Source organism: Rhodococcus sp. B7740 (assembly GCF_000954115.1).
Classification (GTDB): Bacteria; Actinomycetota; Actinomycetes; order Mycobacteriales; family Mycobacteriaceae; genus Rhodococcoides.
This window is the reverse complement of sequence record NZ_CP010797.1, coordinates 136,318-152,130: the sequence shown is the minus strand read 5'-3', so window position 1 is coordinate 152,130 and position 15,813 is coordinate 136,318. Positions and strand designations below refer to the sequence as shown.

The 15,813-nt window shown below is 62.6% G+C and carries 17 protein-coding genes; 8 read left to right on the top strand and 9 right to left on the bottom strand.

The window, feature by feature from the left end:
- Positions 1-9: 9 nt before the first annotated feature.
- Together NY08_RS00680 and NY08_RS00675 are read right to left on the bottom strand one after the other, a co-directional pair.
- Positions 10-1,605 (bottom strand): ABC-F family ATP-binding cassette domain-containing protein, encoded by a 1,596-nt coding sequence (locus NY08_RS00680; protein WP_045194327.1) that lies wholly within the window; start codon positions 1,603-1,605, stop codon positions 10-12.
- 188 nt (positions 1,606-1,793) lie between these two features.
- Positions 1,794-2,471, bottom strand: coding sequence for a SanA/YdcF family protein (locus NY08_RS00675; protein ID WP_045194325.1), 678 nt, complete (start codon positions 2,469-2,471; stop codon positions 1,794-1,796).
- A 320-nt stretch (positions 2,472-2,791) separates the two neighbouring features.
- Here NY08_RS00675 and NY08_RS00670 point away from each other — a divergent pair, with 320 nt between their 5' ends.
- Positions 2,792-4,165: a dicarboxylate/amino acid:cation symporter gene (locus NY08_RS00670; protein ID WP_045194324.1), complete on the top strand. Its 1,374-nt coding sequence runs from the start codon at positions 2,792-2,794 to the stop codon at positions 4,163-4,165.
- Positions 4,166-4,225: 60 nt separating this feature from the next.
- Here the strand turns inward: NY08_RS00670 and NY08_RS00665 are convergent, their stop codons facing one another.
- From NY08_RS00665 to NY08_RS00650, 4 genes are all read right to left on the bottom strand, one after another.
- Positions 4,226-4,621, bottom strand: coding sequence for a hypothetical protein (locus tag NY08_RS00665; RefSeq protein WP_158462492.1), 396 nt, complete (start codon positions 4,619-4,621; stop codon positions 4,226-4,228).
- 13 nt (positions 4,622-4,634) lie between these two features.
- On the bottom strand, positions 4,635-5,204 hold the full coding sequence (locus NY08_RS25030; protein WP_052683684.1) for a DUF3558 domain-containing protein: 570 nt from the start codon (positions 5,202-5,204) through the stop codon (positions 4,635-4,637).
- A gap of 65 nt (positions 5,205-5,269) precedes the next feature.
- Positions 5,270-5,959 (bottom strand): DUF998 domain-containing protein, encoded by a 690-nt coding sequence (locus NY08_RS00655; protein ID WP_082073946.1) that lies wholly within the window; start codon positions 5,957-5,959, stop codon positions 5,270-5,272.
- Between the two features lie 109 nt (positions 5,960-6,068).
- Positions 6,069-7,403 (bottom strand): alpha/beta hydrolase family protein, encoded by a 1,335-nt coding sequence (locus NY08_RS00650; RefSeq protein ID WP_235387050.1) that lies wholly within the window; start codon positions 7,401-7,403, stop codon positions 6,069-6,071.
- Positions 7,404-7,501: 98 nt separating this feature from the next.
- On the opposite strand from NY08_RS00650, the gene NY08_RS00645 reads away from it, so the two are divergent.
- From NY08_RS00645 to NY08_RS00635, 3 genes are read left to right on the top strand one after another with little or no spacing between them, the layout of a single operon-like run.
- Positions 7,502-8,131 carry a TetR/AcrR family transcriptional regulator gene (locus NY08_RS00645; protein WP_045194320.1) on the top strand — a complete coding sequence of 210 codons (630 nt, stop codon included), beginning with the start codon at positions 7,502-7,504 and terminating at the stop codon, positions 8,129-8,131.
- 33 nt (positions 8,132-8,164) lie between these two features.
- Complete coding sequence (locus NY08_RS00640) at positions 8,165-8,506, top strand: ArsR/SmtB family transcription factor (RefSeq protein WP_032395060.1); 342 nt, start codon at positions 8,165-8,167, stop codon at positions 8,504-8,506.
- Positions 8,507-8,510: 4 nt separating this feature from the next.
- Entirely contained in the window at positions 8,511-8,996 is a 486-nt protein-coding gene (locus NY08_RS00635; RefSeq protein WP_045194318.1) for an SRPBCC family protein, read from the top strand.
- A gap of 61 nt (positions 8,997-9,057) precedes the next feature.
- Here NY08_RS00635 and NY08_RS00630 read toward each other — a convergent pair whose 3' ends face one another.
- Entirely contained in the window at positions 9,058-10,077 is a 1,020-nt protein-coding gene (locus NY08_RS00630; protein WP_045194316.1) for an SMP-30/gluconolactonase/LRE family protein, read from the bottom strand.
- A gap of 87 nt (positions 10,078-10,164) precedes the next feature.
- Here NY08_RS00630 and NY08_RS00625 point away from each other — a divergent pair, with 87 nt between their 5' ends.
- A complete protein-coding gene (locus NY08_RS00625) occupies positions 10,165-10,818 on the top strand; it encodes a DedA family protein (protein ID WP_032395057.1) in 654 nt (217 codons plus the stop codon).
- Positions 10,819-10,822: 4 nt separating this feature from the next.
- Here NY08_RS00625 and NY08_RS00620 read toward each other — a convergent pair whose 3' ends face one another.
- Complete coding sequence (locus NY08_RS00620) at positions 10,823-11,083, bottom strand: LuxR C-terminal-related transcriptional regulator (RefSeq protein WP_045194314.1); 261 nt, start codon at positions 11,081-11,083, stop codon at positions 10,823-10,825.
- A 173-nt stretch (positions 11,084-11,256) separates the two neighbouring features.
- Here NY08_RS00620 and NY08_RS00615 point away from each other — a divergent pair, with 173 nt between their 5' ends.
- From NY08_RS00615 to NY08_RS00605, 3 genes are all read left to right on the top strand, one after another.
- Positions 11,257-12,504: a TetR family transcriptional regulator C-terminal domain-containing protein gene (locus NY08_RS00615; protein WP_032395055.1), complete on the top strand. Its 1,248-nt coding sequence runs from the start codon at positions 11,257-11,259 to the stop codon at positions 12,502-12,504.
- Positions 12,505-12,665: 161 nt separating this feature from the next.
- Positions 12,666-13,901 carry a hypothetical protein gene (locus NY08_RS00610; RefSeq protein WP_052683683.1) on the top strand — a complete coding sequence of 412 codons (1,236 nt, stop codon included), beginning with the start codon at positions 12,666-12,668 and terminating at the stop codon, positions 13,899-13,901.
- The gene (locus NY08_RS00605) at positions 13,898-15,289 is read left to right on the top strand and encodes an outer membrane protein assembly factor BamB family protein (protein WP_082073655.1); all 1,392 of its coding nucleotides are present in this window, start codon (positions 13,898-13,900) and stop codon (positions 15,287-15,289) included. The genes NY08_RS00610 and NY08_RS00605 overlap by 4 nt, the downstream gene beginning before the upstream one ends.
- A gap of 1 nt (position 15,290) precedes the next feature.
- Here the strand turns inward: NY08_RS00605 and NY08_RS00600 are convergent, their stop codons facing one another.
- Entirely contained in the window at positions 15,291-15,794 is a 504-nt protein-coding gene (locus NY08_RS00600; RefSeq protein WP_045194310.1) for a DUF1648 domain-containing protein, read from the bottom strand.
- Between the last annotated feature and the right edge of the window lie 19 nt (positions 15,795-15,813).

Genomic DNA, 15,813 nt, shown 5'->3' with positions numbered 1-15,813 from the left:
CCAACACCGTTACGCCATCTGCACGCCCGCGATTTCGGTGACGCCGCCCTTGCCGTCGAACGACAGCTGCCGGAACGCCACTTTTTCGACGAAGAATCTGTCGTGGCTCACCAGGATCACCGCGCCGGGAAACGCCATCAGGGCACGTTCGAGAACCTGGGTGCTCTGTAGGTCGAGGTGGTTGGTGGGCTCGTCGAGCACAATGACGCCCGCACCGAACAGGAGGCACTGAGCCAGAGCCACTCGCGCCTTCTGGCCACCGGACAGAACGCCGATCTTCGATTTGAGGTCCATCTCGGAGAACTGCAGCAACGTGAGAAAGCGGTGGACTTCCTTCTTCGTCGCCGTCAGAGCGAGACTACCCGGCATCGCGTTCACCGAGTGCGACACCGTGTCATCGAGATCGAGATCGGCGAGCACCTGGTTGTAGTAGATGAACGAGGGCGCTTTGGTCTTCCATTTGATCTTGCCGCTGTCCGGTTGCTCGGCACCGACGAGGATGTCGACGAGGGTCGTCTTGCCGCATCCGTTCGGTCCGGTGATGGCGATACGGTCGCCGCGATGCACGGTGAACGAGATGTTCTCGAAAAGTCGTTGCTCGCCATAGCTTTTGGAGATGCCCGTGATCTCGGCCAGGTTGTCGTGGACGTGCAGTCCGCCGTAGATCGCAGTGACCACCGTATCGACCGGACGCGGACTCTTGCTCTTCTTGATGTTCGCGAGCCGACGCTTGAGCACCCCGCTGGGGTTCTTCACCGCTTCCTTGCGATCGCTGATCGCCTCCTGCTCGTATGCCAGCAACTGTTGCTCGTTGCTGAACTCGCGTTCGAGGTTCTTGAGTCGAAACTGTTTCTGCTGAACGTATTCCGAGTAGCTACCGTCGTACGTCTGGAGGTGATGATTCTCGATTTCGACGATGCTGGTGACGACCTGTTCGAGGAATGCGCGGTCGTGCGAGACGACGAGAAGGGCTCCGCGGAAGTCGCGCAGCCAGCGCTCGAGCCACGCGATGCCGGCCACGTCGAGGAAGTTCGTCGGCTCGTCGAGTAGCAGAACGTCGGGCGCCTCGATGAGGATCTTGGCCAGCGCTGCGCGGTTGCGCCAGCCGCCGGAAAGTCGATCGACGGGTAGTTCGCGGCGTTCGGCGTTGAATCCGAGCATGGACAGCACCGTGTCGATCTGTTGGTGATAGGTCCAGCCGCCACTGTTCTCCATGGCATCGAGCAGTTCAGCTTGGCGATCGACGAGCTTGTACATCTGCTTCTCGTCGAGGTCACCTCCGATTGCGGCCTCGACCTCGGCCAATTCGGTCTCGATAGCGTGGACAGCGCCGAACAGCGATTCGAGCTCCGCTTGAATGCTGCGATCGCCGTCCAGTTCGGAGAACTGCGAGAAGTATCCGATTCGTGCGCCCTCGGTGACGTCGACGGTTCCGGAATCGGGTGTCTCACGCCCGAGAAGAAGCTGCAGCAGGGTGGTCTTGCCCGTTCCGTTGCGCCCGATCAGCCCGATGCGATCACCGTCGGCGAGACGAAAGAACACCTCGCGCAGCATCACCTTCTGGTCGTATCCCTTGGCAACGCCGTTCAAGCGAATCCAGCTCAAGCGTTCACTTCTCCTGAAACACGGGTCCGCTGAGTCGTCGAACCGGGCTCGCTCACTCTAGCCGCGCTTCAGCCTGCGTCTTCCCACGTCGACGGTTCTGATCGGCTCCCCAGTTTCGGATAACCGACGCCGATCGGCGGCACATATTCAAAACTGAGGAGCGGATCGCATATGCGCGCTCGGAACACTCATCGATCGGTGATGTTCGCAAGAGAATCGACGGGCGGAGACACCACCACGGGGTCGCGACCCGACCACAGATCCAGTACCGCTTTGGGGCGCGCCAGCAACTCTCGCGCGTAGTTACGCACCACTGCAAGGGTATTGCAGTCGATGCACTCGGCCGTGACTCCGTCGACGTCGAGGTCCATATCCTCACACAACGCTACTGCTCGCGACACGTGGAGGGGTTGGCTGATGATCAGTCCCCGTTCGACGCCGAACGTCTCCTTTGCGCGGGCGCAGGTGTCGTAGGTGTCGATGCCGTGATCGTCTCCGATGATCACACTGGGGTCGATTCCGTGCTCGATCAGGTAGTCGGTCATGGCTTGAATCTCATTGCCGGAGTTGCCGTCCGCGTCACCGGAGACCAGGATTGCCTTGATCTTCCCCGCTGCCATCAAGGCAATCGCCGTGTCGAGCCGTCCGGCCAGAAATCGCATCGGCTTGCCGTCGCGTACCTGTGCACCGAGGACGATGGCCACCGGCGCGTCCGGCGCATCGTCGACGTCGTAGACCTTCCCCGCCGTCGCATACGCCACCCAACCGGCCGATGCCAGAACGACGGCAACCAGGGCCGCGACGACCGCGCAGAAGGCACCGACGAGTCGCCGGCCCAATCCTCGGGGCTTCGATTCGGTACTCATGATCTCGTTTCGTCGTCGTCAGGAAACCTCAAGCTAACCCACGAATACGGCGACCGAGGATCGCCGCAGCGCACCCATACCGATTCCACAGTGATCCCTCAGAGCCCGCCCCTGCTTGATTGCGCAGTTCGGAGGCGGAGTACCGTTCGATCAGTGAATCCGCTGCTGACCTCTCGACGGTATGTCGACTTGCGTCTGCAAGCCAGCGCTACCTGTTGACGGAACTCCAGACCGCAACCCCCTGAAGTTCGGCCCATCGGCCGACCAGCACTTCTGTCTCCCATCCCTGGCGACACCTCTCCTTTTCGAAAGGCATATCCATGTCTGCGCCCAGCGCTACCCGTACGCGCCGTGTCCCCACCTGGGCAACCGCGTTCGGTCCACAAATCGTTGCCGGTCTCGTGCTCGGTGTCGTGTTCGGGCTGATCGCTCGATCCATGCCCGACGCGGCCGACGGCAACGACAACTGGTTGGTCGGCACCCTCTCGACCATCGGTTCGAGCTACGTCAAGCTACTTACCGTCGCGGTCATTCCGCTGGTCTTCACGGCAATCGTCAGCTCCATCGCCAACCTCCGTGAAGTCACGAATGCTGCCCGCCTCGCCATTCAGACGCTGTGGTGGTTCGCCATCACGGCCTTCATCGCTGTGATCATCGGCATCGTCATCGGACTGGTCGCGCAGCCCGGATCGCGAACCAGCGCGGGAGCCGGCTCGGCAGGAGATCCGTCGAGTGTCGGGTCGTGGTGGTCGTTCCTCACCGGCTTGGTGCCGAGCAACTTCTTCGCTCTCGGTGCCAAAACCACGGTCGCCGAGAGCGGTACCGCAACCACATCATTGAGCTTCAACATCTTGCAGTTGCTGGTGATCGCCGCGGCTATCGGCATCGCGGCACTCAAGGTCGGCAAGAAGGCCGAGCCCTTCCTCGCGTTCAACGCCTCGTTGCTGGCGATCGTGCAGAAGGTGCTGTGGTGGATCATTCGCCTGGCACCGATCGGCACCGCCGCCCTCATCGGCAACGCAGTCGCAACCTATGGCTGGGACGCGATCGGTTCGCTGGGCGTGTTCACCGTGTCGATCTACATCGGCCTGGCTGTGGTGTTCTTCGTCGTGTACCCGTTGATCGTTCGCGCCCATGGCCTTTCGGTGCGCAACTTCTATTCGGGAGTGTGGCCGGCCACGCAGCTGGGCTTCGTGTCGCGCTCGTCGATCGGAACTCTGCCGCTCACCGAGCGGGTGACCGAACGCAACCTCGGCGTGCCGCGTGAGTATGCGTCGTTCGCGGTGCCACTCGGTGCGACGACGAAGATGGATGGTTGCGCGGCAATCTATCCCGCAATCGCAGCACTGTTTGTTGCTCAGTTCTACGGCATCGATCTCACCATCACCGACTACCTGCTGATCATCGTGGTATCCGTAATCGGTTCTGCTGCAACGGCAGGAACAACGGGTGCGACGGTCATGCTCACCCTCACGCTGTCGACACTCGGATTGCCATTGGCCGGTGTCGGTCTGTTGCTTGCGGTGGAACCGATCGTCGACATGGGACGCACCGCAGTCAACGTGACCGGTCAGGCATTGGTGCCGACCATCGTCGCCAAGCGTGAGGGAATTCTCGACCTCGAGCGCTACAACGCTCCGCGAAACGGTGACCCCTTCGTCGATGAGGAAGCGGACGTGGAACTCGCTCGCTGACAGAGCAATTCGATCTGCGATTCCCGACGACCGAGCACCTGGGTCGTCGGGATTCGGCGTCTATCGCGGTGGTGACAGGGCTTCGACCGCGGAAGCGGTGTCTGTATCGGTCGCCTCGACACTGGCGAAATAGTGTCGAAAGAACTCCCGCATCGTCTTGATGATCTCGATCTGCTGCTTGATCGCGAAGCGCGCAGAGCGTTCTTCGCCGACCGCGAGACGATGGAACTTGGCACCGAGCATCTGGGCCGAAGGCAAGTCGCCGAATGCTTCGGGAGATGACAGCATCTGCGTGAACTCGAGTTGCTTGCTCAGATCCACAAGGTAGTCCGCGCAGACTTTGTCGCATTCCTGCGCAATTTCAGTCTCGACGTGCAGTTCACCCGCAGCAGCCTGGTCGCGCACCGATTGCCAGTAGAGGAGATTGTCCGTAAAGCCCTGCGTATTGCCAGTCACCAGAATCACCAACTCACTTCGGTAGAAACGCTTCGAGATCGCTTGCGTGTCTGCTGACTTCCCTGCACGGGTCTCCCACGGTCTCTTCAGATCCGATTGTGTCGAGCTTGAAGATGATCAAGTTGCCGCCTGCGTCGAGGGCAATGTCGCACCCGTCAGGCAAGTCGCTCTGGTAAGGAGCGTGGTATCGAACGGCATCGCGTGAACCGACGCGTACGGGAACCTGTCGGTCGTTTTGCGGGCTGTTCAGGTACTCGTCAATGGAGTTCTTCGATGACATAACCGCCAAGTAGTACCAAGGTTTTCCAGACGGCCCGTCCCACGTGCAGTTCTTCCAGCCGGGGTAAGTCCCGATTCCCGCGAAGTCCGATCTCTCGGTACTCACGTCCAATCCACTTGCCGTCACGGCAGATTTCGGAATGGTGCATGGATCGAATGGCTCCGGACCGGCCGCCATCGTCGTCGATTCCGTCGAGGCGTCCCCACTCGCGACCGGGCTGCCCTGCGTCGAGCCCCCACACCCCGTCAGCACCAGCGCCGAAGCACAAACCACCGCGAGCAAACGCCCACCCACCAGCCGCATTCGTTCAACCTCTCGACACAGACGTCACTGAACGGTTGGACGCGACGCGTGCTCGATCGGTTCCCTCAGACGGTCTGCGAGGCTCGCAGCTCCCGAGTCGGCTTCGAGGTGAGGCTCCTACGTTCTGCCGCCCACACCCACAGCGCCAGCGATATCAATGCGATCACTTCGGCGACGACGAGCACCCGCTCCACGTAGCCGAGTGTGACGACGCGGTACCAAGGCCGCGAGCCGGTTGCTCCCACTGCCAGCGCGTAGACGATGGGCATCAGTGTCACGACGGAGAGCACGCTGAGTCCCATGGTCACGCGGGCGCGCACTGCCCACACGGTGTCCCGAAGCCAGGGCCGCGAGAACGCGAACACCGCGACCGGGATGCTGACGAACGCCACGGCAGCCCCCAACCTGTGGATCGTCCCGCCGAGGCTCAGGGAGGCGTCGTTCGACCAGTCCTGCTTCGGCACAGCGACGACGGCAATGAGCCCCACGGTCCACAGCGTGAGGAAGATCGAGGCGGCTGCACCGGGCCGAGTGAGACGATGTCGAATCGCGGACGCGAGGGTGAGTGCAGAACCGAATGCGAGCAGTACGACGCCGATCGAGAACACCCACTGCTGCGCGCCGAGTCCGTATTCGCTGATCGTCCGGCGCAGATGGGAGGGCGTCTGCCATGCGGTGAGCAGATCGAGAACCAGCACCACGAGTGCGCCCAGCACGATCGTCAGTGCTCCGATCATGGCCGGTCGAATCTGCACGTCGCTCTCCTCCAGGACGGCACGGTCGGCTGCCCACACTCCATGGTGCCTGAACGATTGCCCTTGTTCGATGACGTCACCCGGACACCGGCTTTCAGGGCCGCCAAAGCTATTTCGTCGACGGGGCCAGAAGATGCTCGCAGAGGAAGCGCGTCGAGAGCAACGACCAGTGCTCGGCATTGCCCATGGCACAGTGGTCGTCGTCGGCGTAGAGCACCAGCTGGGCGTTAGGTGCAGCGACTGCGAGGTCGATCGAGTCGCGGGTACTGGCCAGCGTGTCCCGGGCCCCGTTGATCACCAACAGGGGGATGCCGATCTCCCGATAGAGTTGTTGCAGAGAGAGTTTCAACACCTTGCGCAACAGGCCGGCAGTGCTGGTGGCACCGAGCGTCCGACTCAGTGTCGACAGCATCACCTCTGGCATGCCGATCGCATTGAGGACACCGAAACTGCGATGCGTTAGCGGCCCATTGGACACCACCGCTTTCAGACGAGGGTCCACTGCGGCCATGCGCGCCGCCCAGTAGCCGCCGAAGCTGAAACCCATGATGCCGAGCCGCTCGGCGTCGATGCGCTCATCGGCAGCGAGAAAGTCGATCACCGCGCTGTACACGTTCTCGGACGCCACCGTCATGGGTTCGCTGTACGAGTATGTGCCGGGCATCTCCATGACGAAGGTCGCGAGACCGGCGTCGCGCTGTGCCAGGAGAGGAAAGAGAGTCTCGGCGATGGTGCCTTCCAATCCGTTCGAGACCAGAACCGTCGGCATGTTCGTCGCACCGATCGGCAACGCGAGAACGCCGTGGACTCGATCGGTGGTGCCGGGCAGGACGATGTCGAGCACTTCGACGTCGTACCCCATCGTCGGCGCCATGGCCTGCAACAACGCCTCCGACAGGCGCGACGAGCGCCGATAGGCACGCTGGCGTTGTGGACTCCCGCCAGGCCACGCGGCGACGAAGTCGTACACCACTGCTTTGATAAATCCGTCCATCGCAACAACCGCATCGGATGCCTCGGGGTGCTCTACGACGAAACGTGCCGGTGCCTCCGGATCCGCAACCGTGCCACGATCGGCAAGAATCGTCGCCGCTGATTCCAGTGCCTCACCCAGAGCCGTCAGCGCTGAGGGGTCGGGGGCGTCGAGCAGCCGGGCACTCGCGGGGGCACCCAATCGGGACAAGGCCTCGTCTGCGCGCGCGAGGTATCGGTCGGCGAAAGTCGACCAATAGGGAGCCCACCGGTCATCATCGAACGAACGACATTCCGACAACTGACGCCGGAACTCGGCATCCGATATTCCGCCGAGATGCGTGAAGCGGTCGACGAACAGCCGTGGCAGAAACGGCGCGACACCTCGCCTGTGTGCTGCACTCTCCGTCCTGTGGGTCAGTGCCCTCACGCTGACCGCTATCCGTCGTCCCCAATCAGTCAACGATGTCACTGGCTGCTCCCCCGCCGCTCAAAGCAGAAAGTTCTGCGTTAACGCACGGTAGGCGGCTCGATCGACTAAAGCAAGGAACACTGCAATAGCATTCACGAATGGATGACGACACCGCGCACGTTGCACCACGCCGACGGCCCGGGGGGCGGACGGCTCAGGTCAGAGCCGCGGTACACCAGGCTGTGCTGGACGCCGTGATCGAGGGCGGCGTCGACAAGGTCGGAATACCGGACATCGCTCGCCGCGCTGGCGTACGCGACAGCACTGTCTACCGACGGTGGGTCACTCGAGAAAATCTTGTACTCGAGGCGATGCTCGCCGCCAGCGAGCACACCCTCCCACGGCCCGATACCGGTTCGCTACGCGGGGATCTGACGGCGCTTGCCACCACTTTGAGCGCGTATCTGAACTCACCCCTGGGCCATGGCCTGGTTCGAGCGCTCGCCTTCGTCACCGACTCCCCCGAGATCGAACTGGCACGGAAAACATTCTGGCATAAGCGTTTCGAGGTGAACCAAGTGATGATCAGGCATGCAATCGCACGTGGTGAGATCCCCGCCGGTGCCGACGCACACGCCCGCACCGCGATAGAGCTACTCATCGCTCCTATCCATTTTCGCCATCTCCTCACCCGACTTCCGTGCGACGCGGAATTCATCGACACCGTGGTCTCGGCTGCGATCGGTTCTTTACGGCGAACGCCGACGACCGACGCCGAACACTCTTGACGAGACCTGAATCCCGGAATAATCTACAACCAAATGGTTGTAGATGAGTTGAGTGACGACGAGGTCGATCGCCTGTTCCAGGCGTTCGCCGACAAGACCCGGCGTGACATCGTCGCGAGGGTCACTGTCGGCGAACAGTCGGTGTCGGAATTGGCGGCTCACTACGCCATGAGTTTTGCCGCTGTGCAGAAGCACGTCGCCGTTCTCGAACGCGCCGACGTGATCACGAAACACAAGCGTGGCAGGGAGCAGATCGTGCGAGTTCGATTGGACACCATCGCACGAGCCCGCGCACTGCTCGACGCATACGAAGAGATCTGGCGACGTCGAGTCGACCGGATCGACGAACTACTTTCCCACGACGAGAAAGGCTGAATCCATGCCGTTCATCAGCTCCCACAAGGATGCGGAGACGTTGACCATGACGATGGTCGCCGAGTTCGACGCGAAGGTCGAACGGGTGTGGCAGATCTGGGAGGACCCACGACAACTCGAGCGCTGGTGGGGACCGCCAACGTGGCCCGCGACCTTCGAGAGCCACGACTTCGTTCCGGGCGGAAGGGCGTCGTACTACATGACCGGCCCTGAGGGCGAAAAAGCCGCCGGCTGGTGGCTTTTCACCGAGATCTCCGCGCCGACCACACTGTCCTTCGATGACGGTTTCGCCGACGACTCCGGCAACCCGTCGTCGACGATGCCCGTCACCCACGCCACCGCTACCCTCGAAGACGTCGGTGGCACAACACGTATGACCATACGTTCGCGATTCGACAGCCTCAGCCAGCTCGAAGAACTCGTCGAGATGGGCATGGACGAGGGCATGGCACTGGCACTCGGTCAGATCGACGCCATCGTCGCCGACTGATCGTTGTGAACGGAAACTCGGTCTCTGCTACGAACTTTCATGCACGTGCGGCGCAGCCGCTCTACTCCGGAACCGAGCTGACGGTGAACGGCTCGACGGGCTCTCCCCCACGCTTGTCGAACTGACTGTTCACCACGTACAGCCGATCGTCCATCGCTGCAACGGTTGTCGGATACGCGAACGATGCGTCGGTGATCTCGCCGGTGACCGCGCCGGTTCTTCCGTCGTCGTCGAGATCCACCTTCGCGATGAGACCGTCGCGATTGCGAACGACGTACAGCGTGTCGTCGTCCATCTCCATCCCGTCGCCGTTCATGAGTGTCGCTCCCCCGAGATCGACCTGTGTGACCTCCTTGGAAGTCTTGTCGATCCGATACAGGTTGCCGGTGCTCGACTGCACGACGATCAACGCAGATTCGTCGTCGTTCTCCACGATGCCGTTGGCGTTGAACCCCTCCCCGTACGCGAACGGAGTGCCGTCGAAGCTCACGAACGTTTCCAACGGTCCGTCCTGCATTCCGGCGGTCATCTGTTCGGCGGGAATGCGGTACAACGCCGGGCTGCGCGAATCCGTGACGTAGGCATCGCCGTTGTCGGCAATGGCGACGTCGTTGAGAAATGTCGCGTCCGCACCGAGACCGTTGGTGAACGTGGCCACCAGGTCACCGGATTCGGCGTCGTACACCCACACCTTGCCGGTGGCTCCACCGGCGATCACCAGGTAGTCGGCGCGATCGTCGTCATCGGTCACATCGATACCCGCAGCACCGGTGCGTCCGTCCGCGCCGCCGGGTAGGAACACCGACACATCGGGAGATCCGACGGTTCCGCGGAACACCGCTCCGTCGGACGTCGACGTCACGTAGAACGTGTCGTCCGCGGCGGTGATGCCCTCGGGGAACACTCCGCTACCGGGCAGGTCGTAGACCGTTGCGGTGCTCGAACTCGATGACGTTGCCGCCGACGAGGAGGAACCGCTCGGGGTGCTCGGTGCCGGCTCGGCCGAATCCGACGACCCGCAGGCACTCAGCAGGAGTGTGGCAACGGCAACAGCGGGGACTACTCGGGAGACTCGGTTCACACCGTCGAGTGTTCCATATGTCTCAATTCTCGGGCATTTGTCCTGGTGAGCAGATTTTCCTGGCGTCGGTTTCGTACAGTCGTTGCCATGAGTGCCCTTTCCTCCCTTGCCGCAGCCGACAGCGACCTCGGAGGGATCGCCGGATGGGCAGTGAGTTTGATGGAGGCCATCGGCGGCCCTGGGGCCGGAATCGCCGTCGCCGCGGAGAACTTCTTCCCACCCCTTCCCAGCGAGATCATCCTCCCTCTCGCCGGGTTCACCGCGTCGCAGGGCGGCATGACGCTGCTGAGTGCGTTGTTCTGGACGACGGCAGGCTCGGTGCTCGGCGCACTCGTCCTGTACTGGCTCGGCATCAAGCTCGGCCGCGATCGGATGTATGCCATCGTCGAGAAGATGCCGTTCGTCGGCACCGAGGATCTGACCAAGGCAGAGGACTGGTTCACCCGTCACGGTCGGTCGGCAGTGTTCTTCGGCCGCATGATCCCGGTCGTCCGTTCGGGCATATCCATCCCGGCCGGCGTGTCCCGGATGCCGATTCTGCAATTCACCCTGTACACCACTCTCGGCAGCCTGATCTGGAACTCGATCTTCGTACTCGCCGGCTACTTCCTCGGCGAGAACTGGCATTACGTGGAGAACTACGCCTCGGTGTTCCAGTACGTCGTCATCGGCATAGTCGTCGCGCTGATCGCCTGGTTCGTGGTGAAGAAGATCAAGTCCAGACGCGTCGAGGTGCAATAGCCGCTCAACGATCGTCGATGTCGATGAACCCGTCCTGCAGCGCACGCACCAGCAACGTCGCCTTGGTCGGTGCAGTTCGCCCCACCGCCGTGTATTTCGCTCTGATGCGAGTCAGATGTGTATTGACGGTTCCCATCGACAGATAGAGCGAACGCGACGCCTCCGCTTTGGAATCCGAGATGAGCCAGGCCGTGAGTACTTCGATTTCACGAGCGCTGAGCCGGGGGTCGGGTGCGTCGCCGACGCGGATATCGAGCACTGTCATGGAGGTCCTTGGTGTCGGGCACCGCCGCTGTCCCGGTGGCGCGAACACGGCCAATGACACCGCAACCGCTCCGCTGGGTCACTCCGAGGAATGACCGAGGTCGCTCTCACCTGAGAGTGAATACTGTCGCCCGCGACCTCGATCTTGTCCCCACCTGGGTAAAGTCCGCCTCTATGACCGAGCTCGACGCGACCGCCGCCCACTTCGTCGAGGCGGGTGTGTCATTGCTGATCGCACATCCGCGCAAGATCCTCGAACGCGGACTGCGCATCGAGGACGTCGTCCACGAGACCGACTCGTCGACGGCGACGTTCTTCCGCAAGTTCAAGACCAAATCCGACTTCCTCACCGCGGTCGTCGAACATTTGTCCCGTACTCCTCCACCGGTCGACATCCACGACATCGTTCGCGCGCAGATGACGAACAGCGGCGCGTCGATTCGCGCATCGGTGTCGGCGCTCGTCGCGGACCACTTCCCGGCAATCGTCGACCGGAAGAGCACCACCGCGTCTCTTCTCGACCATGTTTTCCGCGGACCCGCTTCCGCGGCACTCGCCGCTGAGTACCGCCTGCGAGACGACGCCGTGCTCGACGCATTCGAGGTTCTGTTCGCTCCCGACGGTGGAGCCTTTCGCCGTCCCTTCACGGCCCGATCGTTCGCCGTGACGGTCAATGCCGTCGTGGACGGCTTTCGCATCCGCAGTCAGGTTGACGCCGCTTCCGTATCGGCCGATGTGTTGTCCGATGCGCTGCTCGCCTTCCTAGGGGCCGTCGTCGACACGTCGGGGCATCATCAGCACCTCGATGACGTCGTGGGGGAAGTCGGTGTCTCGGGCGAAGAGCGGCCGCTGCCCCGCGATCCGCGTGCTGCGATCGTCACCGCTGCGCGCGACGAGTTCGGAAAGCGAGGCTACTTCATGACGCGAATGGACGACGTCGCCGATATCGCGGGAGTGCCGAGGGCGGCGTGCAAGACACTGTTTCCGACCAAACCGTCCGTCATCGTTGCAGCACTGCAGAGTCGAGTCGATCGTCTTCGCGAGTCGGTGGCCGACGACCAGTTGCTGGGCCTCGACGAGCTCACGATTCTGCGGAATCACATGCTGCGGTGCGCGCAACTTGCCGCCGACGAACTCGAGTTCATGGACGCTCTCCTCGTCGCCGTCGCACACGACACCTACGGCGAGCCGGAGGGGCTGATCTCGATCAAGGAGAAGCTCAACCTGCCGGCGATCATTGCACCGGTCATCGCGCGAGGACAGGACACCGGCATTTTCCGAACGAGCTCGAGCCCAGTGGATCTCGCTGCCGGAATCACCAACACTCTGTTGATGCGATGCTTCACCCGACGACAGAACAGCCCGCAGGACAACGCGACGTTCGTCGGTGAACTTCTCCTCGACGGACTCGGTACGCACTGAACATCGACCGGCAGTGTGTCATCGAACGCCGGATCCCGCCGGCGAGGTGATCGGGGGCTGCCAGGATGTCATCTGGCTGCTACACCCGGCACGATTAGCAAAACGAATGGTATGAATGTTGCGCGACATTCGTCGCGAATGCGGCGAACGAAGCGAGGGTCATGAACGGGGACACGCAGCCCACCGAACGCAATCGTTCCGCGCTGCTGAACACACTCGTCCTCGTATCGATAGTGGCACTCGGTGTAGTCGCAGCGGGACTGACCGCTCCGGCCGAGGAGCCCGAATTGACCTCGTTACCAACGACATCGGCGACACCCGTTCCGGAGCCTCCGCAGCAGGAATACGTGGTGGTCACCCCGGAGGTCGACGCGTCGGCAAGCATTCCGGGGTGCGACACCGTCGAGCCTCCGAGCGAATCCTCATCCCTCGCCTTCTTGACCACGGGCGATGAATCGTACGACAATCCTGCGGCCCCCTGGTACAGCGGACCCCGAGCGCACCTCATGTCCGAGGCGTTGATGGCAGCACTTCCCTCCGCGATCTCGTCGACCACGTCCATGTACTTCGGCCCGATACCCGCGTCGAGCGAATCCGAGGATTTCGTCCTCGATTCGGCGCACGCATCCACCCCACTGGCCTCGGGTAGCGAGTCCGACTATCTCAGTGTCGGTGTCGGCCCGGCAGACTCGGCCGAACCACCACCGTGCGTGGCAGGCCAAGTGGATGAGCGACGGAGTCTGCCGGACGGAACGGTGCTGGACACCGACGACACGTGGCGCGAAACCAACGGTCAGAGGTCCTACTCCCGGACGGCCACCGCGTACACGCCGGACGGGTCCGTCGTCTCCGCCTCGGTTTCCGGCGGGAACGACCCGGACACGTTGAAACTGACGCTCGACGACCTGGTCCGAATAGCCGCCGACCCTGCCCTCAGGATCACTGCTCCCATCCCTGCCGGAACACCGGGCAATGCCGCCGACTGCTACGCAGGCTGGGGTGTCGGCTGGGACGACTCACCGACGCCGTCGTTCTCCCGCGAAGAGATTCGAACGCTCAACGACGCTCTCCGTCGGGCAGACGCGGCGGCGCTCGCTCCGACACCACCGTTGGGTGCGTTGCACACCAACGAATTCGGTTCCGGGCTGTGTCAGGCAGTGAACAGCACTGCCGGGCAACTCACGATCAGCGTTGCTCGGGCCACGCCCGACCTCGAATCCGATTCGGCGACAACGGAGGAGCCCCAGCTGGTCTCACCGAACGAATACGGGCCGGGTTCTTCGGTCTCCGTCGCCACGCCGTCGGGGCTCGAGATCACGGTGTCTACGACACAACCGGTGCAGGATCCGGCACTGCTCGAGAACCTGGCGAACACAGCAGGATTGGACCTTCGATGATGCGATGGAACCAGAACACCACACTGGTCGTTGCGGCGATCGTCGCAACACTGTCGGTCGGTGCCTCGATAGCCGTTGTGACCCAGGACCGATCGACGACCATCAAGAAGATCACCGACTCCTCGGACGACGCACCGGGGTTGGCGTGGTCCGTCGATGCGGCGGACATCGGACTGGAGGGAGCCACCTTCGCCTCTCCGAGGACAGGTTCGATGTACGCATGGCAGGCCGGCTCGATTCTGATCGACCACACCGCTCTGACACTGGCTGTCGTGTCCTCGGAATCCGGCAACGACGAGGCAGTCATGGTCGGAATCGACACCGCGAACGGCAGCGTTCTGTGGAAGACCCCCGCTCCGGACCTGGCCGCGTGCGCCGACGAGCCGCTCGGCGGCCGACTCGTGTGCCATCAACCGATCTGGGGTGCGACGCCGGGCTACGTCACCTTCGATCCGATCACCGGCGAATCGCGGAACTACCCCACCGATCTCGACCTGTTCGCCGTCACGGTTGCGAACGATCGCGTGTACACGACATCGGGCGACCTCGAAGCCGGTGACATTCTGTTGCACCGCGGAACATTGGAGAATCCGAGCGCCGACTGGACGGTTCCGCTGCACGCGTCGGCCGGCTGGGAGGACGATTACGCCACCGCATTGAAGGTCGGTGACGACATCGGAACATTCGACGTCGGGGGCGGTTTCTCCACGTTCGACGCCTCGACCGGACGGCAACTCTGGAAGACGGACAGCCTCGAGGATTGTCTCGGAGCCGTGGGACGCACCGCAGGCGACCTGGCCATTGCGTCGTTGAGAGATTGTGAGGGTACGAGTACGGAATCGAAAGGGTCCGCCGCCTTCCGTTCGGACGGCACGGTCCTCGCACGATCGGACAGCCCTGTCGTACAACAACCTTCGCTGGACGAGCCCACCGACACGGCGATACCGATCGTTCTCGGTGAAACGGCCTTCGACCGCAACACAGGCGAGGAACTGTGGCGCGACGACGCCCTGTCGTACGACTTTCCCGGCGACGAACTCAACGAGCCCCGCACGTACGCCACCCTGACGCATGTCATCGGCCATGTCGGGTTGCTGCAGGCATCCAATGGCACCACCGCGATCGACCTGCGAGACGGCGAGCACCTGTGGCAGGCCGAGCTGAACGGCAGCATCATCGGGCGCGACAACGATCTGGTGTTGACCTCGGCCGGAACAGATCTCTCCGCGGTCGACGTGACCACCGGTGGGACCGAGTGGACTGCATCGACGTCGATGATGTTTCCGGACGACGAGTCGATGAGCTTCGAGCTGTTGGTCGACGCAACCGAGGGCGGATATCTGGTGCAGTCCGGATCGAAATTGGCGATGCTGCAACCACTCCCCTGATTCAGTTCTTCGGTACGCGGTACCGGCCGCCTTTGACGACGAACACCACGTATCCCAGAATGGCCAGCAGGTACAGCGCCGTCGGGACGGCGAGAACCCAGACGCTGACCGAGTCGCCCGTCGTTGCACCCGCAACGACGGTGATCCAGGCGAACAGCAATGCCGTTGCCGCACCGATCCACTCGAGGTCCTCGGCCATCTTTCGGTTCAGCTCGGGTCGGTTCTCGGCGGCAGTCCAATACTCGTGCATCGTCCGGCTCGGCAGATTCACCATGGACCCCGGAACCTTGGGGAACCACCACCCGATGCTCGCGAACAACCCGATGATCGCGAATCCGATGCCGCCCATCGTGAGCAGGAAGGACAGCTTCGACTCCATGCGATCGACCTGACCGGACCCGTCGAAGTGCGCGGGCACTTGATCCCCCGCAGTGACGGCGACCCAGATCAGAGCGACGATGAACGCCAGAGTTGACAGCAGTAGGGCCGCACGCGAGAGCTTCATCCCAGTCGACTTTAATGCC